Annotated in this window: 17 protein-coding genes and 1 riboswitch; of the genes, 8 read left to right on the top strand and 9 right to left on the bottom strand. The window is 74.8% G+C overall.

From position 1 onward, the window contains the following. Positions 1–263: 263 nt before the first annotated feature. Both ADL08_RS06695 and ADL08_RS06690 read right to left on the bottom strand, forming a co-directional pair. The gene (locus tag ADL08_RS06695; RefSeq protein ID WP_053641124.1) at positions 264–1,256 is read right to left on the bottom strand and encodes a glutathione S-transferase family protein; all 993 of its coding nucleotides are present in this window, start codon (positions 1,254–1,256) and stop codon (positions 264–266) included. A gap of 40 nt (positions 1,257–1,296) precedes the next feature. Continuing rightward, on the bottom strand, positions 1,297–2,106 hold the full coding sequence (locus ADL08_RS06690) for an alpha/beta fold hydrolase (protein ID WP_053641123.1): 810 nt from the start codon (positions 2,104–2,106) through the stop codon (positions 1,297–1,299). A gap of 187 nt (positions 2,107–2,293) precedes the next feature. On the opposite strand from ADL08_RS06690, the gene ADL08_RS06685 reads away from it, so the two are divergent. Continuing rightward, positions 2,294–3,124 (top strand): DUF1206 domain-containing protein, encoded by an 831-nt coding sequence (locus ADL08_RS06685; RefSeq protein ID WP_053641132.1) that lies wholly within the window; start codon positions 2,294–2,296, stop codon positions 3,122–3,124. Positions 3,125–3,173: 49 nt separating this feature from the next. Here the strand turns inward: ADL08_RS06685 and ADL08_RS06680 are convergent, their stop codons facing one another. Next, positions 3,174–4,127, bottom strand: coding sequence for a terpene synthase family protein (locus tag ADL08_RS06680; protein WP_159043152.1), 954 nt, complete (start codon positions 4,125–4,127; stop codon positions 3,174–3,176). Positions 4,128–4,383: 256 nt separating this feature from the next. Further along, positions 4,384–4,491, top strand: a riboswitch (ZMP/ZTP riboswitch). A 28-nt stretch (positions 4,492–4,519) separates the two neighbouring features. Here ADL08_RS06680 and ADL08_RS06675 point away from each other — a divergent pair. Then, positions 4,520–5,374 (top strand): bifunctional 5,10-methylenetetrahydrofolate dehydrogenase/5,10-methenyltetrahydrofolate cyclohydrolase, encoded by an 855-nt coding sequence (locus tag ADL08_RS06675; RefSeq protein ID WP_053641121.1) that lies wholly within the window; start codon positions 4,520–4,522, stop codon positions 5,372–5,374. 7 nt (positions 5,375–5,381) lie between these two features. Beyond that, positions 5,382–6,389, top strand: a complete 1,008-nt coding sequence (locus ADL08_RS06670) for a hypothetical protein (protein ID WP_053641120.1) — start codon at positions 5,382–5,384, stop codon at positions 6,387–6,389. 90 nt (positions 6,390–6,479) lie between these two features. On the opposite strand, the gene ADL08_RS06665 is transcribed toward ADL08_RS06670, so the two are convergent. Further along, the gene (locus ADL08_RS06665) at positions 6,480–7,802 is read right to left on the bottom strand and encodes an SWF or SNF family helicase (protein WP_053641119.1); all 1,323 of its coding nucleotides are present in this window, start codon (positions 7,800–7,802) and stop codon (positions 6,480–6,482) included. After that, positions 7,799–10,831, bottom strand: a complete 3,033-nt coding sequence (locus tag ADL08_RS06660; RefSeq protein ID WP_078968578.1) for a DEAD/DEAH box helicase — start codon at positions 10,829–10,831, stop codon at positions 7,799–7,801. The genes ADL08_RS06665 and ADL08_RS06660 overlap by 4 nt, the downstream gene beginning before the upstream one ends. Positions 10,832–11,078: 247 nt before the next feature. Between ADL08_RS06660 and ADL08_RS06655 the strand changes: the two genes are divergently transcribed. Next, entirely contained in the window at positions 11,079–12,155 is a 1,077-nt protein-coding gene (locus tag ADL08_RS06655) for an acyl-CoA desaturase (RefSeq protein ID WP_053641118.1), read from the top strand. Between the two features lie 41 nt (positions 12,156–12,196). On the opposite strand, the gene ADL08_RS06650 is transcribed toward ADL08_RS06655, so the two are convergent. Beyond that, positions 12,197–13,573: a tannase/feruloyl esterase family alpha/beta hydrolase gene (locus tag ADL08_RS06650; RefSeq protein WP_053641117.1), complete on the bottom strand. Its 1,377-nt coding sequence runs from the start codon at positions 13,571–13,573 to the stop codon at positions 12,197–12,199. A 159-nt stretch (positions 13,574–13,732) separates the two neighbouring features. On the opposite strand from ADL08_RS06650, the gene ADL08_RS06645 reads away from it, so the two are divergent. Then, positions 13,733–14,329: an HD domain-containing protein gene (locus ADL08_RS06645; RefSeq protein ID WP_053641116.1), complete on the top strand. Its 597-nt coding sequence runs from the start codon at positions 13,733–13,735 to the stop codon at positions 14,327–14,329. Between the two features lie 57 nt (positions 14,330–14,386). Here ADL08_RS06645 and ADL08_RS06640 read toward each other — a convergent pair whose 3' ends face one another. From ADL08_RS06640 to ADL08_RS06630, 3 genes are all read right to left on the bottom strand, one after another. Continuing rightward, positions 14,387–15,241: a hypothetical protein gene (locus ADL08_RS06640; protein ID WP_053641115.1), complete on the bottom strand. Its 855-nt coding sequence runs from the start codon at positions 15,239–15,241 to the stop codon at positions 14,387–14,389. Between the two features lie 111 nt (positions 15,242–15,352). Next, complete coding sequence (locus ADL08_RS06635) at positions 15,353–15,655, bottom strand: hypothetical protein (protein ID WP_053641130.1); 303 nt, start codon at positions 15,653–15,655, stop codon at positions 15,353–15,355. Positions 15,656–15,802: 147 nt separating this feature from the next. Beyond that, positions 15,803–16,408 carry a class I SAM-dependent methyltransferase gene (locus ADL08_RS06630; protein ID WP_053641114.1) on the bottom strand — a complete coding sequence of 202 codons (606 nt, stop codon included), beginning with the start codon at positions 16,406–16,408 and terminating at the stop codon, positions 15,803–15,805. Positions 16,409–16,604: 196 nt separating this feature from the next. On the opposite strand from ADL08_RS06630, the gene ADL08_RS06625 reads away from it, so the two are divergent. The 3 genes from ADL08_RS06625 (at position 16,605) to ADL08_RS06615 (ending at position 21,054) form a co-directional block, all read left to right on the top strand. Beyond that, positions 16,605–17,456, top strand: coding sequence for an MHYT domain-containing protein (locus ADL08_RS06625; protein ID WP_053641113.1), 852 nt, complete (start codon positions 16,605–16,607; stop codon positions 17,454–17,456). Between the two features lie 92 nt (positions 17,457–17,548). After that, positions 17,549–20,623 (top strand): sensor histidine kinase, encoded by a 3,075-nt coding sequence (locus tag ADL08_RS06620; RefSeq protein WP_053641112.1) that lies wholly within the window; start codon positions 17,549–17,551, stop codon positions 20,621–20,623. After that, a complete protein-coding gene (locus tag ADL08_RS06615; protein ID WP_053641111.1) occupies positions 20,620–21,054 on the top strand; it encodes a roadblock/LC7 domain-containing protein in 435 nt (144 codons plus the stop codon). The genes ADL08_RS06620 and ADL08_RS06615 overlap by 4 nt, the downstream gene beginning before the upstream one ends. Positions 21,055–21,056 lie beyond the last annotated feature (2 nt).

Genomic DNA, 21,056 nt, shown 5'->3' with positions numbered 1-21,056 from the left:
CCCTGGGGGTGCGCCGCGGGCAGCGGCTCGTCGTCCTGAACTCCACCTGGAACCCGGAGGGCTTCTTCGGCAGCGGCGGGCAGGAAGTCATTCCCCGCCCGCTGCCCCCGCCGGGACCCGGTCCCGAACCGTTGACCTGAGCGTCCCGCGCGTCGGCCCCCGCCCGTGACAGGGCGGGGGCCGACGCGCGTACGGGGCGAGGCCGACGCGCGTACGAGGCGGGACGGGCGCGCGAACGAGGCGGGGGCAGGCGCGCGTACGGCTCAGCCCGCGCCGAGCGGCGGCACCCGCTCGGGCGGCGGGGGCGGCCCGGGCGGCGTGCCGTCGCCGAACGGCCGCCCGCCCAGCTCCTCCCGCCCGTGCGCCGAGAGCCAGTTCCGGGTGTCCGGACCCAGGGGGACGATCCCGGTCGGGTTGATGTCGCGGTGGACGACGTAGTAGTGCGTCTTGATCTGCTCGAAGTCGATGGTGTCGCCGAAACCGGGCGTCTGGAACAGGTCCCGCGCGTAACCCCACAGCGCGGGGAGTTCGGTCAGTTTGCGCCGGTTGCACTTGAAGTGGCCGTGGTAGACGGCGTCGAAGCGCACGAGGGTCGTGAAGAGACGGACGTCGGCCTCCGTGAGGGTGTCCCCGACCAGATAGCGCCGGTTCCCAAGCCGCTCCTCCAGCCATTCCAACCGGTCCCACAGCCTCCTGTACGCCTTGTCGTACGCCTCCTGGCCACTCGCGAAACCGCATTTGTAGACACCGTTGTTGACGTCCCGGTACACCTTCTCGGCCACGTCGTCGATCTCGGCGCGCCATTTCTCCGGATAGAGGTCCGGCGCCCCGTCCCGCTGATGGGCCGTCCACTGACCGCCCAGGTCGAGCGTCATCCGCGCGAAGTCGTTGGTCACCACCGCGCCGGTGGGAACGTCGACGATCGCGGGCACGGTGATCCCGCGCGCGTAGTCCGGATCACGCCGGAAGAACGCCTCCTGGAGCCGCTCGATGCCGAGGACCGGGTCCCGGCCGTCCGGATCCAGGTCGAAGGACCAGCTGCGCTCGTCGTGCACCGGCCCGGCGATGCCCATCGACAGGACCTCCTCCAGGCCCATGAGGCGCCGGACGATCACGGCCCGGTTCGCCCACGGGCACGCGCGGGCGACGACCAGCCGGTAGCGCCCGGGCTCCACCGGGTAGCCGTCCCGGCCGTCGGCCGTGATCCTTGTCGTGATGTAGTTCCGGTCGCGCTCGTACCCACCGTCACCAGCCATGGCCACGAGCGTAGCCCGCCCCGTACGGCTCCGCCCGCGATCAGCCGGAAGCGGAGCCCGGAGTGCCGGGCGCCGCGCGCAGGACCGGCATCATCGTCTCGACGGCGGCGTCCTGCGCCAGGTGGTCGAGGATCATCCGGTTGACCCGGTCCGGCTGCTCCAACGGCACCAGGTGGGACGCCCCGGGGACCACGGCCAGCCGGGCGTCCGGGAGCGCGCGGTAGAGGGCGGCGGTGTGTTCGAGCGTCATCATGTCGTCGTCGCCGACCATGACCAGGGTGGGCGCCCGTACGCGTCCCAGGTCCCCGGAGGTGAGCGTCGGCTGGGTCCGCCACATGTCGATCACCTTGGCCGCCACCACCGGCCAGTGGTCCGCGCCGTCCGGCGTGGCGGCCGCGTACATCTCGCGGAAGAACTCCATGTCCGGGCTGTCGGGCGTCATCGCGTCGAGCATCGCCGGATCGGCGAAGCACTCGGGGCCGGGGCGGAAGTTCGCTCCGATCGCCACGACCCTGCGGACCAGATCGGGCCGGGCGGCGGCGACGAGCAGTGCGACGACACCCCCGTCGCTCCATCCGACCAGATGGGCGGGACCGCCGACCACCCGCTCCAGGAAGGCCACCGTGTCGTCCGCCATGTCCTGGTACGACAGTGGCCCGGCCACGTCGGGGGTGTGCCCGTGGGCACGCCGCTCGGGCAGGAGGAGGCGGTACTCGCCGGCGAGGTCGGCCCGCTGGGCGCCCCATGTCTCGTTGGTGCAGAAGCCGCCGTGCAGCAGCACCAGCGGGTCGCCGTCGCCCTCGGTCTCGTACCAGGTCCTGACCCCAGGAAGGTCAGCGTATGCGCCCATCGTGCCAGGCCCTCTCCGGATCGGCCCCCCGATGCCGCCCAGTCTCCGCCGGGCCCCGGAGGGCCGCAAACGGTGGTGCGCACCGGCTCGCGCACCACCCGCCGGTAGGCGTTCGAACACGCCGCAGGGGTTCGAACGGAGAAGACGGGGCACCCGGTCCTTCCGATCCGAGAAGGGGTGAATGGGCATGAGCGCAGGGGGGTCGACCACGGCCGTCGCGAGAAGAGCGGCCCGTGGGGACGTGGTACGAGCGGGTGCGCGGGCGGGCTTCGTCGCCCGTGGAGTCCTGTACCTGCTCATCGGGATCCTGGCCGTCCGCATCGGACTGACGGGCACGGGCGAGCAGGCCGACAAGGGCGGTGCCCTCGCGCAGGTCGCCGGGACGCCGTTCGGAGCCGTGATCCTCTGGGCCCTCGGCATCGGACTCGTCGGAATGGCGCTGTGGCGGCTTTCGGAGGCCCTGTTCGGCAGCGCCGGCCCGAAGGGCGACAAGCCGACCAAGCGGGCCGTGTCCGCCGCCCGGTTCGTCTTCTACGGCGTTTCGGCCTTCTTCGTCCTGTCCTTCGCGACGGGGAACCGGAACAGCGGCGCCGGTTCGACCGACCGGCAGAGCCATGACATCACCGGCCGTCTCCTCGATCTGCCGGCGGGACAGTGGCTGGTCGGCGCGGCGGCCGTGGGCTTCCTGGGCGCGGGCCTGTGGATGGGCGGCCGGGCCGTGATGCGGAAGTACCGCAAGCACCTGAAGTGGGCCACGATGTCCAAGAAGCAGCAGCGCTTCATGGACGTGACCGGCATCGCCGGCGGCGTCGGGCGCGGGCTCGTCTTCGCCGCGATCGGCTTCTTCGGCCTGAAGGCCGCCATCGAGTTCGACCCGAACGAGGCCAAGGGCATGGACGACGCGATCCGTTCGTTCGCGCAGACCCCCGCCGGACCGTGGCTGCTGGTCCTCGTGGCCCTCGGACTCGTCCTCTTCGGGGTGTTCTCCTTCGGCCAGGCGAAGTGGCGCGACGTCTGACCCGCCTGCCCCAGACCGAGCGGCCCGTACGCGTGCGCGTACGGGCCCCTCAGTCGACGTAGCGGCCGGTGTCGACCTCCCAGCGGTGGTAGCCGGCGATCCAGGACGCGAGGCCGTCGACGTACCGGCGAGCGGCCTCGCGCCCGGACGGCGAGAGCCCGAGGAGGTCGCAGATCCCGGCGGCCTGGCCGGACAGCTCCACGAACCGGTCGACCATCGCCTGGGCCTCGCGCATCACCTCGGCGGCCGCCTCCTCGGGGGTGCCGCCGCGCTCCGCACGGACGATCATCACCATGTTGGCGACGTCGCCCCGGGCGAGCTCCTGCGCGTACGAGTGCACGTCGTTGGTGAAAGACGGTATGTCGGCGGCCAGTTGACGCATCAGACGGAAGGTCGGATGGTGCAGCACCTCCTGCGGCACCTCGAACCGGTTGAGCCGCTCGACCATGTCGAAGAGCGTCTCCATGGCGGCCGTGCCCCGGCGGAGCGCCAGATAGCCCTCCCGGTCCGGGAGCCGCTTGGAGAGCCGGCCGGCGGCCTCGGCGGGGTGGCAGGCGAAGTACCACTCCCAGTTGTAGGCGCTCCTGGCCCGCCACCGGGCGGACATGCCGCGCGCACTGCGCTCCCAGAGGTCGGCGAAGGCCCGCTCGGCGGGGGTGCGGTTGCCGGGCTCGGGGCCGTCCCCGTGCAGGAGGGCCGTCAGCCGGGTGCAGACCTCCGCCACCCGCGCGGGGGCCCGGCCGAGACCGGTGTCGAACCCGTCGTCGAAGAGGAAGTAGAAGCCGAGCAGGTCCGCGGCGAGGGCGAGATCGCCGGTGGCGCAGTTGGGACTGGTGAACGCGGCGAGCCGCGGCACGTCCCACCGGTCGTACACCGACTGGTCGACGGTCCCGACGAGCCCTTCGTGACGTTTCAGCCACTCCCGGTGCAGGAGTGCGGCCGGTTCCCGGTCCGGATGGCTGTGCGGCGGAAACGGAAGGTCGAGCACTGCGGCACGGAACACGTACACCCCCAGGGCATCGGGCCCGGGTGCCCCCAACGCCCCCCGGCGCGATCGAAGAGTACTTGAATTGATCACTAACTGCCAGGAATAACAAGGGGATCGATTCCGGATCCACACAACCGGGATCCGGTCGACGACCGGCGCGGCGACGTCCGGAAGTGGTCAGCGGCGATGCGTTCCGCGCGGCCGCCCGCCACCCGCCGGAGCCCGGCCCGGACCTGTCCGAGACTCGCCCCCGGCCCCTCACGTAGAGTGGGGCCCGGGCCGTGACTGGCGCTTGAGGTGGATCACCACCGGGGAGCGGCCCGGCGGAGCGCGCCCACCGGCGCGACCCTGCCGAATGCCGTGCGCCTGGGCGAACCACCGGTCAGAGACGACGCCCAGGAGATGCCATGTCCACCAGCACCGCCGCCCTCATGGACGGTACGGCCCTCGCCCGCCGCACGGTCGAGGAGACCGCCGCCCGCGCCGCCGAGGTCACCCGCCGCACCGGCGTCACCCCCTGTCTCGCGACCGTCCTGGTCGGCGCGGACCCGGCCTCCGTGACGTACGTGAAGATGAAGCAGAACCGCTGCGCGAAGGCCGGCATCCGCTCGAAGCACGTCGAGCTGCCCGCCACCACGACGACCGAGGAGCTCGTCGCCGCGATCACCGCCCTCTCCCGGGACCCCGAGGTCCACGGCATCCTCCTCCAGCACCCGGTCGGCCCCCACATCGACGAGCGCGCCACCTTCGAGGCCATCGCCCCGGAGAAGGACGTCGACGGCGTGACCACGGCCTCCTTCGCCGCCATGGGCTTCGGCCTCCCCGGCTTCGTCTCCTGCACGCCCGGCGGCATCATGCGCCTCCTCGACGCGTACGACGTCGAACTGAGCGGCAAGCGGGCCGTCGTGGTGGGCCGCAGCGCCATCCTCGGCAAGCCGGCCGGTCTGCTCCTCCTCGGTCGCGACGCCACCGTCACCTACTGCCACTCCCGCACCCGGGACCTCTCCTCGGTCGTCCGTGAGGCCGACGTCCTCGTCGCCGCCGTCGGCAAGCCGAACTTCATCAAGGGCGAGGACATCAAGCCCGGCGCCGTCGTCGTCGACGCCGGCTACAACCCCGGCAACATCGGTGACGTCGACTTCGCGTCCGCCGCCGAGCGCGCCTCCCTCATCACCCCGGTCCCCGGCGGCGTCGGCCCCATGACCATCGCCGTGCTCCTCGCCCAGACCGTCGAGGGCGCCGAGCGCCAGCTGGGTCTGTAGGACGGCCATGACGGAGAGGCGGCGGGGCGCGCGTTCGGCGGTCGTCACGATGCTGTACGGACGGCGCCCGGCCGACCGGGAACGCCGGCACCCCGGCCACCCGCCGGCGAACCCGGTCCCCGTGCCGCACCCGCCGACCGCCGCCCCGCCGCCGGGGGACCGCCCCGCCGAACCCCTCGCGTCCAGCGCCGGGTCTCCCCGGGCGTCCTCCCGTCCCGGACGGCTCGCCGCATCCCGGCCACTACCGGCGGCGCGCCGCGCCCGCTGGGTCGGCACGCCGCTCGTCCCGCTGCTCACCGCCGCCCTGGTGGCGACCGCCTTCCTGGCCGTCCGGGGCGGCGGGGAGAACGACGGGAACCCGATGGGCGCGCCGCCCCCCGTCGTCACCGAGGACACCACCCCTCCCGCGACCGGTGCCGGCCGCTCACCCGACGCGGCCGGTGCGTCCGGCGGCGGAACCACCGACACGCCGACGCCCGGCACGACACGGAGCGGCGCCCCGGCGACCGCGGCCGCGAGGGGCGGCACTCCGGTACGTACGGAGCCCGCAGACCGGTCCCCCCGCTCGAGCACGTCACCGACGCCGTCCAGGACCGGGAGCACCGCCCCCACGAGGACCACCCCGGCCCCCTCCGGCGGATCGAGGGACGAACGGCGCTCCGGGCGGCCCGTCTCCTTCGAGGCGCTGCGCGTGGGCGACTGCTTCGACATCGACCGCGCCACGCCGGGCACCGCCGTCCGGCGCCCCTGCGACACGCCGCACTCCGCCGAACTCGTCGCCCGGCCCCGGCTGGTCGGCCGCTACGCCACGGACCGGGCGGTACGCGAGGCGGCCGCGGAACTCTGCCGCGAGCCGCTGCGCCGCAAGGCCGCCCGACAGCCGCTCGGCACGCACTGGACGACCTTCGTCCAGTACCCGTACCGGACGAGCCACCTCCTCGGCTCGGACACCGTCGCCTGCAGCCTGGCCGCTCCTTCCTCCACCGGCGGCACGATCAGCCACCGGCTCGGATAGCACCGGTCGGCTCAGCCGGCGCCTCCGGCCCGGGGCGTCACCTTCCCGGCCCAAGCGGCACCCTCGCAGCCCAGGTGGCGCCCCCGCGGCTCAGCCGGCACCCGCCGCGAAGGCCGCCGCCAGGGCCGCCGCCGGATCCCGGTCCGCCGGACCCGCCGGAGCCCACCGGCCACCGGTCTTGAGGTACGGCCACCAGCGGCCGTCCTCGCCGAGCCGCAGCTGCGCCTCCGTGCTCACGGCCGTCCACCGCGCGCCGCCCGCCCGCCGCAGGACCGGCCGCTCGTCGTCCTCCCAGGCCTCCGCGAGCCGCGTCCCGGCACGGGCCAGCGCCTCGGCGTCCGGCGTCCACTCCTCCTCCAGTACGGCGAGGGCGGCGGCGCCCCCGAACCGCCACGCGCGCGTGGCGAGGTCCATGTCCGCCCGAGACCGTCCCGAACCGGCGGCGAGCCGGGCCGCGATCCACGGAGCGGGGGAGCCCGCGGCGAGCCGCACCGCGTCCTGAGCGCCCGTCAGCCCCGTCTCCACGGGATCCGGCACCTTTCCGCCGGCGCCCAGCGCCTCGACGAGCAGCCGGTGCGCGCGGTCCGCCGCGTCCGCCGCGAGGAATTCGAGGGCCGCCGGATCCACCCCCGGCTCCGGCTCGGTGTCCGTGTCCAGGGACGGTGCACGGCCCGGCGCGGCAGCGGCGACCGGAGGGGCGGGCAGCGGCGGCAGCAGGAACGCCGACGCGTACGCCTCCTCGGCCGACACGCCCGGCATCCCGCCAACGGCCCCGGGAGCGCCGACGCCGTCCGCGCCACCGTCCCCGTCGCGCGCCGGGGGAGCGACGGCACGTGCGGCACTGCGCTCCTGGAGCTGGTGCAGGAGGGCGCGCTCGCCGCGCCCGCGCATCAGGAGCAGGACGAAGGGGTCCTCGTCCAGGAGCCGTGCCACCTGGTAGCAGAGCGCCGCCGTGTGCGGGCAGTGGTCCCAGGCCTCGCAGCCGCACTCCGGATCGAGGTCGCCGATGCCCGGCAGCAGATCGAGCCCGGCCGCCGCCGCGTCCTCCACCAGGTGCGGCGGCATCTCCCGGTCGAGGAGCGCCGCGATGTGGCCCGCGCTGTCCACCGCGAGGCCGAGCAGCCGCTCCCACTCCTCCTCGGAGAACTCCCGCACCAGCACGTCGCTCCGGTGCGCCGTGCCGTCCCGGTCCTTGACCACCGCGGTGATCCGACCGGGCCGCACCGACACGGCGCCCACCGCCCCCGCGCGCGCGTGGCGGCGCCCCGCCTTGAGCTGCTGGCCGTCGAGCGCGGTGTCCTCCAGGGCCTTGAGCCACTCCCGCCCCCACCAGGTCCGGGTGAACCCCGCCCCCCGCGCCGGCGGCAGCGCCGCGAACGTCCGCTCGTCGTCCCCGTGTCCGTATCCGCTCATCGTCCGTCCCCTCGCAGTCGCACCAGCTCCGCCAGTTCGGCATCGGTCAGTTCGGTCAGCTCCGGCGGCATGTCCCCGCCGGTGCCGAGGACGGAGTCCGCGAGCTCCCGCTTGCGGTCGAGCATCGCGGCGATCCGGTCCTCGATCGTGCCCTCGGCGATCAGCCGGTGGACCTGCACCGGCCGGTCCTGCCCGATCCGGTACGCGCGGTCGGTGGCCTGCGCCTCGACCGCCGGGTTCCACCAGCGGTCGTAGTGCACGACGTGCTCGGCGCGGGTGAGGTTGAGGCCCGTGCCCGCGGCCTTCAGGGAGAGCAGGAAGACCGGGACCTCCCCGTTCTGGAAGCGGGCGACCATCGCCTCCCGCTCCGCGACCGGCGTGCCGCCGTGCAGGAACTGCGTCCGCACGCCCCGCGCCGCGAGATGGGCCTCCAGGAGCCGGGCCATCCCCACGTACTGGGTGAAGACCAGGGTGCACGCGCCCTCGGCGAGGATCGTGTCGAGGAGTTCGTCCAGCAGCTCCAGCTTGCCCGACCGTCCCGCGGTCCCCGGCCGCTCCTCCTTGAGGTACTGGGCGGGGTGGTTGCAGATCTGCTTGAGTCCCGTCAGGAGCTTCACGACGAGACCGCGGCGCGCCATGCCGTCGGCCTCGGAGATCGCCGTGAGCGTCTCCCGCACCACCGCCTCGTACAGACCGGCCTGTTCGGGCGTCAGCGACACGGTCCGGTCGGTCTCCGTCTTCGGCGGGAGCTCGGGCGCGATGCCCGGATCCGACTTGCGGCGGCGCAGCAGGAACGGCCGGACGAGCGCGGCCAGTCGCGCGGCGGCGGCCGGGTCGCGGCCGCCCTCGACGGCGGCGGCGAACCGGGTGCGGAAGGCGCCCAGACCGCCGAGCAGCCCCGGCGTGGTCCAGTCGAGGATCGCCCACAGCTCGGAGAGGTTGTTCTCCACCGGCGTGCCGGACAGCGCCACGCGTGCGCGTGCGCCGATGGTCCGCAGCCGGCGGGCCGTCGCCGAGTACGGGTTCTTGACGTGCTGCGCCTCGTCCGCGACGACGAGTCCCCAGTTCCGCGCGGCGAGCCGCTCGGCGTCGAGCCGCATGGTGCCGTACGTGGTCAGGACGAAGCCGTCGTCGGGGAGCCCCTCCAGGTCGCGGGCGGCGCCGTGGAAGCGGTGCACCGGCGTGCCGGGCGCGAACTTCTCGACCTCCCGCTGCCAGTTGCCCATGAGCGAGGTAGGGCAGACGACGAGGGTGGGACCCGCCGACGCCGGATCGGTCTGCCGGTGCAGATGCAGGGCGATGACCGTGATCGTCTTGCCCAGCCCCATGTCGTCGGCGAGGCAGCCGCCGAGACCGAGCGAGGTCATCCGGTGCAGCCAGTCGAGTCCGCGCAACTGGTAGTCGCGCAGGGTCGCGGCGAGCGCGGCGGGCTGGGCCACCTCGGGCCGGTCGCCCTCGGGGTCCGCGAGCCGTTCCCGCAAACGCTCCAGCGGTCCGGTCGCCGCCACCTCGACGGAGCGCCCGTCGATCTCGGTCGTACCGGTGAGGACGGCCGAGAGCGCGTCCACCGGGGTGACCTTGCGGTCCTGGTGGGTCCTGGCGCGGCGCACCTCGGCCGGATCGACGAGGACCCACCGGTCGCGCAGCCGCACGAGGGGGCGCCCGGTCTCGGCGAGCCGGTCGAGCTCGGCACGGGTCAGCTCGTGGTCTCCCACGGCGAAACGCCAGTTGAAGGCGAGGAGGGAGCCAGCGGCGAGGAGGGAGGGCAGGGAGGAGGCCAGGGAGGAGGCCGGGGAGGAAGCCCCCGCGTTGTGCTCGGTGTCGGTGCCGCTTTCGGTGTCCGGGGTGTCCGGGGTGTCCGGGCCGTGCGCTGAGCCCCCGCTCCCGCCCCCCTCCAGCGGGCCGATCACGGCCCGGGCCGTCAGACGGTCGGTGAGTTCGCGCGGCCAGTGGACCTGGACGCCCAGCGCCGCGAGGGCGTCGGCCGCCGGGCCCAGGAGTTCCGCGACCTCCTCGTCGGCCAGTTCGACCGCGTCGGGCACGGCCGCCGACAGGAGAGGGGAGAGCGGCGGCCAGGCGCGGGCGGCACGCCGGAGGGCGAGAAGGGCGTCCATACGGGCGCGGGGGCCGAACGCCGCCCCGACCGGTCCGGAGCCCGACCACACCTCGGCCGCGTCCGCGACCAGGGTCGGATCGGCGACGCCGTGCAGTTGGAGCACCGCCCGGAAGCCGGGCGCCTCCCGCGATTCGGCGGTGAAGCCGGGCAGTTCGAGGCGGAGCGAAAGCCGGACGCCCGCGTCGTGCACGGCGGCCACGTCGGCCGCCCACGCCCGCTGCTCGGGAACCGTCCGCGCCTCCTGGGCCGCGAAGGCGGGCCCGCCGGCCGCCTGCGGAGCCGCCGGAGTACGCGGCAGGGTGTCCGCGACGGCGTCCATGAAGGCCCGGAGCAGCGCCTCTGGTTCGGGCAGCAGCACCGATGCGCCGGAGGAGGCGAAGCCACCGGAGGAGTCGGAAGAGTCGGAGGAGACAGAAGAGGCGGGCGAAGCCGCGGCAAGGGGCACGGCATGGGCCGTGGGCGGCATCGACGCGGCGAGCGTACGGAGCTGCCCCAGCTCCTCCGGGCCGAGCGGCCCGGCCCGCCACGCGTCGTGGTCGCCGGGTGTCAGACCGGGCAGGAGCAGACCGCGTGCCACGAGGTCGAGGGCGAGCAGCGCGGCGGCGCCCCAGAAGGCGGCCGCGGGGGACGAGGGGTCCGAGAACCGGGCGCGGACCAGCAGCGGCAGGGCGTCCCGCACGGAGAGGGTGCGAGCGGGGACGGTCACGGGCCGGAGGACGTCACCGTCCACGACCGTGAGTTCGGCGACGGCCGCGGAGGCGTCGGGGGAGTCCGGCAGCGGCTCGCCGTCCGGCGACCAGAAGGCGATCCGCCCTGCGCGGGGCGGATCGGCGGGGAGGAAGACGGCGGAGTGGCGGGAGAGTTTCCGGGCGGGTTCGCGGGCCGAATCATCGGGTTCGTGCGACAGCGACAACGCATTCCTCAAATTTGACTACTGGGGACCGAGTCGCTGATTATATCCACATTGGACTCCTCGCCGTGCACTTGATTCGAGTGATCCGTGTCACAAGCAAATGCTCCCGCGTGGGGTGGGGCTCTCCCCACCCCGACTCCCCGGGAGCGCCCCCGCCCGGGGCGGGTGGTGACGCCATGGTTCCGGACGGCCGCCCGTCCGTAGGTTCGGGCAGGCGCCCACCGACCGACAGAAACCGGAGCCCACCATGTCTCAGGTCACCGTCCTGCCCCCGGCCGCCGCACCTCCCGCGGCGCCCGCCCGCGTGAGGGGCGGCAGCGAGTTCACCCCGCTCCTGCGGACGGTCAGGGAACAGGGCCTCCTCGCACACCGCCCCGGCTGGTACGCCCGCGTCATCGCCCTCAATCTCCTCGGCGGCGTCGCGGTGGTGGCCGGACTCGCCCTCGTCGGACCCTCCTGGTGGGCACTTCTGCTCGCCGTCCCCCTCGCCCTGCTCTCCGCACGCGCCGCCTTCGTCGCCCACGACGCCGGGCACGCCCAGGTCACCGCCGACCGCAGGGCGAGCCGCGCCGTCCAGCTCGTCCACGCCAACCTCCTCCTCGGCATGAGCCGGGAGTGGTGGAACGACAAGCACAACCGCCACCACGCGAACCCCAACCACCTCGACAAGGACCCGGACGTCGCGGCCGACGTCCTCGTCTTCGCCGAGCACCAGACGGCGGGCCGCACGGGCCTGCGCGGCTTCCTCACCCGCCACCAGGCCAAGCTGTTCTTCCCGCTGACGACCCTGGAGGGCATCGCGCTCAAGGTCTACGGGATCCAGGCCCTGCTGGCGAAGGACGGCCCCTGCCGCACCCGCCGCGAACGGCTCGTCGAGGGCGGCCTGCTCCTCGCCCACTTCGCCGGCTACGCGACCCTGCTCCTCACCCTGCTCACCCCCGCACAGGCCCTGGTCTTCGCCCTGCTCCACCAGATGCTCCTCGGCGTCCACCTGGGCATGGCCTTCGCCCCCAACCACAAGGGCATGGAACGGCCGGACGAGCACGAGGACGGCGACGACTGGGGCCATCTGCGCCGCCAGGTGCTCACCTCGCGCAACATCCGCGGCGGCGCCCTGACCGACTGGTTCCTCGGCGGCCTCAACCACCAGGTCGAGCACCACCTCTTCCCCAGCATGCCGCGCCCGAACCTCCGGCTCGCCCGGCCCGCCGTACGGGCCCACTGCGCCGCGCTCGGCGTGCCGTACACGGAGACCGGCTTCGTGGACTCGTACCGCCAGGCCCTGGGCCACCTGCACGAGGTGGGCGCGTCCCTGCGCGGCTGAACGGGACCGGGGACGCACCACCCTCCGGCGGCTCGGGGCGCTCACTCCGCCAGCGCGCAGGAGTTGACCACGTCACCGCCCGCCGGCCGCTCGATCGTGCGGTCCGCGGGCGGCGCCGCGCCCTCCTCGACCCAGCGCGTCAGCGCGTCGAACGCCGAGCGGTAGCAGGGCAGGATCGGGCGCAGCCGGTCCGGGTACGTGTCGTACAGGCCGTCGGTGTGCGTTCCGTCCCGCACCGTGTAGTACCGGTGCAGCCGGTCCCGCCCCCGGTCGTCGATCATCCGCGCGTACACGTCGGAGTCGGTGGCGACGGGCAGCAGGGCGTCCAGGTCGCCGTGGAGCGTGATGAGGGGCTTGCCGATCCGCCCGGTGAGGGCGACCTTCCCGACCGCGCGGTGGACGGACGCCGGCCGGGAGGCGTAGTCGTACGAGGCGTCCGAGGCGCAGGGCGCGAAGATCTCCTCCACGGTCCGGCCGGCGGTGGAGCCGGGACAGGCCGGGTCGTACGAGGGGTCGAACTCGGCACGGAAGATCTTCTGGGTCAGTCCCCAGTACGCCTGCTCGTGGTACGGCCAGAGGAAGCGCGAGCCCGGCGCGAAACCGGCCCCGACCAGGTCCTCGTCGGTGGCCTCTCCCAGGGAGCGCGCCACGGTGACGGGCAGGCTCGTCAGGAGGTTGGGGCCGCGCGCGGTCCACAGCACGCCCTCCCAGTCGACCCCGCCGTCGTACAGTTCGGGCCGGTTCTCCAGCTGCCAGCGCGTCAGGTAGCCGGCGTTGGAGATGCCGGTCACGTACGTGTGCTCCGCGGCCCGCCCGTACCGCTGCCGTACGGCCTTCTTCGCGGCGAGCGTCAGCTCGGTCACCCGGCGGTTCCACTCGGCGACCGCGTCGCCGGGCCTCCGGCCGTCGGTGAAGAAGTCCGGGCCGGTGTTGCCCTTGTCGGTCGAGGCGTAGGCGAAGCCACGGGCGAGCACCTGGTCGGAGACGAGGGCGTCCGTGGAGTACTGGCGGCGGGTGCCGGGGGCGCCGGTGACGACGAGACCGCCGTTCCAGCGGTCGGGCAGCCGGATGACGAACTGCGCGTCGTGGGCCCAGCCGTGCGTGGCGTTGAGTCGCGAGTCGTCGGGGAAGTAGCCGTCGATCTGGACACCCGGCACCCCCGAGGGGTTGCGGGTCCCCTTCGCGGCGAGACCGGCCTGGTCCGCCATGTCGGTGTACGGCGTGCCCGCGAGCCCCGCGGTCGTCAGGTCGTCCAGACAGGCGGACCGCTGGTGCTCGGCGCCGGGCACGTGGAGCCGGTGCCGGCCCGCGCAGTGCGCGGCGGCCCCCGACTCGGCCCCGGCGGGGGACGCGGGGGCGAGGACGGTGACCCCGGCCAGGAACGCGGCGAACAGGGAGACGCCCGGGAACAGGCGCATGGTGAGCCTCCGGTGGAAAGGGAAGGGGCGCCACATCGTGCGGCGCGTCCCTTCCGCCGGACCATGGTCGGAGACCACACCTCAGGCCGTCGTCCTATGGGGCGTGCCCCGGACCGGGGGCCCGGACCCGTCGCGGCCCCGGCTCATTAGGCTGCGGGGATGGACATTCCCTCGGTCGACGAGATCCGCGCGCTGCACAGGAAACACGCTCCTCATGAGGAGGCGTTCGAGCTCGTCTTCACCCATTGCGAGATCGTGTGGCGGATCGCCGAGCGCCTGCTTCCGCGCTCGGACGAGAACCTCGACCCGGAGCTCGTGCGCGCGGGGTGCCTGCTGCACGACATCGGGGTGTACCGCCTGTACGACGCCGAGGGGCTGCTGGACGGCCGGAACTACATACGGCACGGGATCCTGGGCCACGAGCTCCTGGCGGCCGAAGGGCTCCCGGAGGCCGTGTGCCGGTTCTGCTCGTGCCACACGGGCGTCGGACTGACCAAGGAGGACGTGCTCGCGCAGGGACTGCCGCTGCCGCCGGCCGACTACGTCGCGATCACGCCGGAGGAACGGATGGTCATGTACGCGGACAAGTTCCACAGCAAGAGCACACCGCCGAGGTTCCTGTCCCCGGAGACCTACGCGGTGTCCGTGGGCCGGTTCGGCCGGGACAAGGTCGCGGCCTTCGGGGCGCTGCGCGCGGTCTACGGCGACCCGGAGCTCGACGGCCTGGCCGCCGCGTACGGACACGCCCTGACCTGAGGCCCCGGAGTTCCGGAGCCCCGGGTGCCGGTGCCGGATCGGGCCGGGCGCACGGCGTCAGGCCGGGCGCACGGCCATCGCGTCGAGGGCCTTGAGGAGCGCCGGGAGCCTCGCCCCCCGCGCCACCGGCATCACCTCGCGCGGCAGCTCGTCGAGCAGGACGAACGCCATGTCGTCGGCCTTCGCCACGAACGACCAGCCGGGGCCGTCCGCGCGCAGCAGCGGCGCGTCGGCCTCCGCGCCGGACGCCGACCGCACCCGCCCCACCGGCGGCGCCTCCTCCAGATAGGCGTGCAGCTCGTCCAGGACCCTCCGGACGCCGTCGTACGGGTCGTCCCCGGCGGTCGCGGCCGACCGGTCGCTGCCGTCGTCCACGGCCTCCGGCGCCGGCGTGTCCTTCACGTACGTGCCGTCGTCGCCGATCCGGGACCGCCAGGCGGTCCAGTGGAGCGCCAGCTGGTCGGCGCCCAGACGGCGCTGGGCCGGTCCCCACTCGTCGCCCGACGGCGGGACCAGCGGGGCGGGGTCGCCCTCCTCGGGCTCCGGGTCGTGCGGGGCCGGCACTCCCGGGGCCGCGGTGGCCACGGGGAGCGGCCAGCCCGGCAGCCCGGCGACCACGGACCCCTCGTCCGGGGACAGGTCGTAGGCCATCCCGCAGTCCCAGGAGGAGATGGCCACGGCGACCAGTGACACGTCGTCGACGACCACCGTCCACCGCGCCCCCAGGCCGTCCTGACCGAAGACGAGCCCGTACCCCTCCGGGTGCGGCCCCAGTCCCAGCGCCGCGCAGGCCGCCGGATAGTCGTCCCCGAGCACGCTCGGGAAGCGGGCGGGCGTCAGCAGCGCCGCGGTCAGCACGAACAGCGCGTCGGCGTCGCCCGCGCCCTCGGCGATCGGGTCCGTACCGGCCACGGCAGCCTCCCCATCCAGTCGTCGGCGCACCTTAACCAGTGAGTAACCCACGCGTCGAGGGTTCGCGCCACGGAAGGCCCTGCGCGGCCGGCTCTCCCGTCCCTCCGGGGGTCACGCCGATTCGTTCCGCAGACCGAGCAGGGAGCGGGCCACGGAGAGCGGTGACTCGTTCCGCTCCCGGGCGAGGGTGATGAGGGCCCGGCAGGCCAGTTCGTTCACGCCGAAGGAGAGCGCGCCGGGGGAGACGCGGTTCGCGGCCTCCTCCGCCCGGACCTGGTCGTCCTCGGCACACGCGGCCACGTACACCGCCGCCGCCTCGAACAGGTTGTGCCCCTGCCGGGCGGGGCGCGCCGGCACGGCGGCCTCGGGCGGCCTCCGCGCGAAGGGGAGAAGCCTGCGGAGTCTTTCCGGCATCTGCGTCACGGCCCGCCGCCTTTCCCGGGCACGGCTGCCCGGCAGCTCCACCGTAGACAGTGGAGTGCCGGTGCAGAAGGGCGCGTGGGCGCCCCGAGGGCCGGCCGGGGGGACGCGGGCCCGGCCGGAGGGGCAACCGGGGGCGGTTCAGCCCTCGCGGACGGCCAGGGCCAGGTACCGCGCGTCCTCGTCGACGTAGTCGACGAGCCGCCAGCCGGTCTCGGCGAGGAGGGGGCGCAGCCGGGGTTCGGCACGCAGGTCGTCCGGTGTGAGGGAGCGGCCGTGCCGTGCCGCCAGGGCGGCCCGCCCGATCGGGTGGAACAGCGCGAGCCGGCCGCCGGGCCGTACGACACGGGCGAGTTCCCGCAGACCGGCGGCGGGATCCGCGAGGTGCGAGACGAGTCCCGCGCCGAAGACGGCGTCGAGCGCGCCCCCGCGGACGGGCAGCCGGCCGACGTCGGCGAGGAGCAGCGCTCCGCCGTCCGCGCCGTCGCGCCCGGCCCGGACGGCCCGTTCGAGCATCTCGGGGGTGAGGTCCGCCCCGACGACGGTGCCGGAGGGGCCGACGGCGGCGCGGAGCGGCGGAAGCGCGCGGCCGGTCCCGCAGCCCGCGTCGAGGACCGAGTCGCCCGGACGCAGACCGAGCTCCGCCACGGCGGCCGCGTACGCGGGACCGTCGTCGGGGAACCGGCTGTCCCAGCCGGCGGCGCGGGCACCGAAGAACTCTCGGACGCGTGTGGGGTCATCGCTCATGCGCTCATGATCCCTTACCCGGAGGGGTGAGGGACGGGCACGCACGCCACCCGGAGGGGTGAACGTCCGGCACGCGCTTTCTGGGAAGGCGTTCGAACTCGGCGCGATCGTTCGGGGTCAGCTCTCTGTCACATTCCGCCAGCTTTCGAAATGCGCCCCCGGTGCGCCCCTCGATGCGCACTAGCGTCCCTGAGCCATGGGACACCTGGACCACGCCGCCTTCGGCTGGCTTACCCCCGTGCTGTCGTACGCGATGGCCTGCGTCGGCGCCGCCCTCGGGCTGCGCTGCACCGTACGGGCGCTCGACGCGACCGGCCGGTCACGGCGCAACTGGCTGCTCACCGCCGCCTCCGCGATCGGCAGCGGCATCTGGACGATGCACTTCGTGGCGATGCTCGGATTCGGCGTGACCGGCACCGACATCCGCTACGACGTTCCGCTCACCGTCCTCGGCCTCGTCGTCGCGATGGCGGTCGTCGGCGTCGGCGTGTTCGTCGTCGGCCACGGACGCGACCGGGTCCGTTCCCTGCTGATCGGCGGACTGACCACGGGCATCGGCGTGGCGAGCATGCACTACCTGGGCATGGCCGCCCTCCGGCTCCACGGCCAGGTCCGGTACGACCCCCTGCTCGTCGGCCTCTCCGTCCTGATCGCCGTCGCCGCCGCCACCGCGGCGCTGTGGGCGGCCCTCCACATCCACGCGCCCGCGGCCGTGGCCGTCGCCTCGCTCGTCATGGGCGCGGCCGTCAGCAGCATGCACTACACCGGCATGCTCGCGGTGAGCGTCGAGGTCGTCCCCTCCGGCGCCGACCTCCCCGGTGCCACGGTCATGCAGTTCGTCTTCCCGCTCGCCGTCGGCCTCGGCTCGTACCTCTTCCTCACCGCCGCCTTCGTCGCCCTCTCCCCGACGGCCGGGGAACGCGCCGCGTACGCCTCCGCGGGCCGTCCCGCCGAGCCGGACGGGCGTCCGGCGGACGCCGGACGCCCCGGCTCCCGCACCGCCGGAACCGCCCGTACGCGTACGCGTACGCGTACGCCCGCGCACTGAGCCGGCGTCCCCACCGGTCGAGCCGCCCCACCCGTCCCACGCCCGTCACGCCCCACCGCACCAGAGACAGCCGCAGTCGGAACGAGGAGGCCATGCGAACTCCCCGCAGGACCAAGGACGCCGGGGTACCGGCACCGCCGACAGCCGTGCGCGGGCGGCGCGCTCACGCGGGGCAGCCCGCCGACGAGGCGGAGGAACGGGCCCCCGGGGCCTCCCCGGTGGTCGATGGGGCGTGGGCCGCCTCTCCGGACGCCGACCGACCCGCCGCCCCCGCAGGACCCCCTGCCTCCGAGGGGCCCACCGGCCCGGCAGAGCCCATCGGCTCGGCGGGCTCCACCGCCCCGGCAGAGCCCTCCGTCCCCGGCGGCGACAGGGTTCGGTCCGCTCCGCGCCCCGGTCCGCGCCCCCGTACGGTCCGCGCCAAGATCGTCTCGCTGCTGATGGTCCCGGTCGTCTCGCTCCTCGCCCTGTGGGGCTTCGCCACCGTCACCACCGCCCAGGAGATCGCCCGGCTCCGCCAGCTCCAGCGCCTCGACACCGAGGTCCGGGAGCCCGTGTCGGCCGCCCTCACGGCGCTCCAGGCCGAACGGCGCGCCGCCGTACGACAGGTCGCGGCCCCCGGCGCCCACCGGGCCGCCGAGCTCAAGGACCGGATGCGCGGCACGGACGAGGCCGTCGACCGGCTGCGCCTGGGCGCGACCCACACCGTCGGCGACACCGGGGACCTGCCCGACGAGGTCGCCGACCGGGTGAGCGCGTTCGTCGGCAAGGTCGAGGGCCTCGCCCTCCTCCGCACCGCCGCGGCCGACGGACGGGCCGACTGGGACCAGGTGTACGCGGAGTACACCGGGACGATCTCCGCCGCCTTCGCCGTCTGCGGCGCCCTCGCCGGCGTCCAGGACGGCGAACGGGGAGCCGACGCGCGCGTACTCCTGGAATTCGGCCGGGCGGGCGAGATGCTGTCCCGCGAGGACGCCCTCCTCGGCTCCGCCCGTCTCGGCGGCCTGCTCACCGCCGACCGGCTGCGCGCCTTCTCCGGAGCCGCCGAGACCCGCCGCACCCTCATCGCCTCGGCCACGGCCGACCTGCCCGCCGCCGGACGCGCCGCGTGGACCCGGCTCGCCACCGGCGCCGACCACACCCGGCTCATCCGCGCGGAGGACCGGATCCGGGCCGCGACCCCCGGCCGCCCCGCCGCCCGGGCGGTCACCTCCACCGACTGGGACGCCCCCCTCGCCGCCGTACGCGACGGACTAGCCGCGATCGAGGCCGACGCGCGCACCGGGGCGGCGGACCGCACCGACCCCTTCGCCGGTGGCGCCCTCACCTCGGGCGGCGCCGCGGTGGCCTTCGGCCTCGTGGCCGTCGGGGCCTCCCTCCTCGTCTCCGTACGGATCGGACGCGGCCTCGTCGTCGAACTCGTCGGTCTCCGCAACACCGCCCTCGGCATCGCGCGCCGTGAACTCCCCGCCGCCATGCGCCGGCTGCGCGCGGGCGAGGAGATCGACATCCGGGCCGAAGCCCCGGCCGGGCCCGACTCCGAGGACGAGATCGGCCAGGTCGGCGAGGCCCTCGCCACCGTCCACCGCGCGGCCCTCTCCGCCGCCGTCGAACGCGCCGAACTCGCCGACGGCATCTCCGGTGTCTTCGTCAACCTCGCCCGCCGCAGCCAGGTCCTCGTCCACCGCCAGCTCAACCTCCTGGACGCCATGGAACGGCGTGCGGACGATCCCGGCGAACTCGACGACCTCTTCCGGCTCGACCACCTCACCACCCGCATGCGACGCCACGCGGAGAGCCTGATCATCCTCTCCGGCGCCGCCCCCGGCCGTGCCTGGCGCAGGCCCGTCCCCCTCACCGACGTCGTCCGCGCCGCCGTCTCCGAAATCGAGGACTACGCGCGCGTGGAGATGCCGAGGCTCCCCGAGACGGCCGTCGTCGGCGGTGCCGTCGCCGACCTCACCCACCTCCTGGCCGAACTCATCGAGAACGCCACCCAGTTCTCCCCGCCCCACACCAAGGTGCGGGTCAGCGGCGAGCCCGTCGGCAACGGCTACGTCCTGGAGATCGAGGACCGGGGGCTCGGCATGGGCAGGGAGAGCCTCGCCGAGGCCAACGCCCGGATCGCCCGGACCGAGGACCTCGACCTCTTCGACAGCGACCGGCTCGGCCTCTTCGTGGTCAGCCGGCTCTCCTCCCGCCACGACGTCAAGGTCCACCTGCGGACCTCCCCCTACGGCGGGACGACGGCCGTCGTACTGCTCCCCACCGACGTGCTCCAGGGCGCGCTGCCGCCGGGGCGCGGCGAACCGGCGGACGGCCCCGGGACGCCCCGTACCGGGCCCCCGTACGGGGAGGGCACGCGGGCGCGGGTCTCCGTCACGGGGGACGTCGGCGGACCGCGTACGGACGAGCCGCGCACGACGCGGGAGCACGGGAACGCCCGGGGGCGTGAGGAGGTCGGGAGGTACGGGGAGGTCCGGCAGCGCGAGGACGCGCCCCGCGCCGAGGTCCGCCGTCTCGACCGGATCCAGCCGCCCCGCTCCTCCGCGGAACGGCCCGGCCCCACCCCCACCGAGGACGTGCACCGAGCCGCCCCGCGTCCACAGGGGAGCGGGGGACGGCACGGGAACCCGGCGCGACAGCCCGACGGGCCCCGGCCGCCGTCCCCCCGGATCCCGGCACCCTCCCGCCCACAGCCCCTGCCGCGCCCCACCGCCGTCCCCGCGCTCGCGGCACGTCCGGAATCCGGGCCGGCACCCGCCGGGGTCACCGCCCTGCGTCCCCGGGGCTCCTCCGTACCGCCGCCGACGCGAGAGCGGAGGGAGCAGCGGGAACAGCCGCCGGGAACACCGGCGGGCGGGCCCGACGCCCCCGGCGACCCCGACGGCCGACTGCCCCGCCGCGTACGACAGGCGAGCCTCGTCCCGCAGCTGCGCGAGGCACCGGCCCGGGAGCAGGCCCCCGCACCGGTCGCGCCGGGCGCGGACGCCCGCACCCCGGAGCGGGTCCGGGAACGGATGGCGGCCTACCAGGACGGCCGGCGGCGGGGCGGTGGCCCGGCCCCGGGCGGCAGACGCCCGCTCGGCACCGGCGCGGGCCACGACGGCGGCCGCCCCGGCCCCACCTCCCCGCACGCCCCTCACCCCGAAGGAGACGACGCATGATCGACCACGAGAGGGCCTCCCACCAACGCTCCGGCGAACTCGACTGGCTCCTCGACGACCTCGTGGCGAGGGTGCGGGAGGTCCGCCACACCGTGGTCCTCTCCAGCGACGGACTCGCCGTCGGGGCCTCCAGCGGGCTCGGCCGCGAGGACGCCGAACACCTCGCCGCCATCGCCTCCGGCTTCCACAGCCTGGCCAAGGGCGCGGGCCGCCAGTTCCGCACCGGCGGGGTGCGCCAGACGATGGTCGAGATGGACGACGGCTTCCTCTTCGTGGCGGCCGCCGGAGACGGCTCCTGCCTCGCCGTCCTCAGCTCCGCGAGCGCCGACATCGGTCTCGTCGCCTACGAGATGGCCCGTCTCGTCAAGCGCGTCGGCGAGCACCTGCACACCCCGCCGCGCCTCACGGTGACCCCGCCGGCCGCCGGCTGACC

The organism is Streptomyces sp. NRRL F-6492, assembly GCF_001280125.1.
In the GTDB taxonomy this organism is placed as follows: Bacteria; Actinomycetota; Actinomycetes; order Streptomycetales; family Streptomycetaceae; genus Streptomyces.
This window is presented reverse-complemented; position numbering and strand designations above follow the sequence as displayed.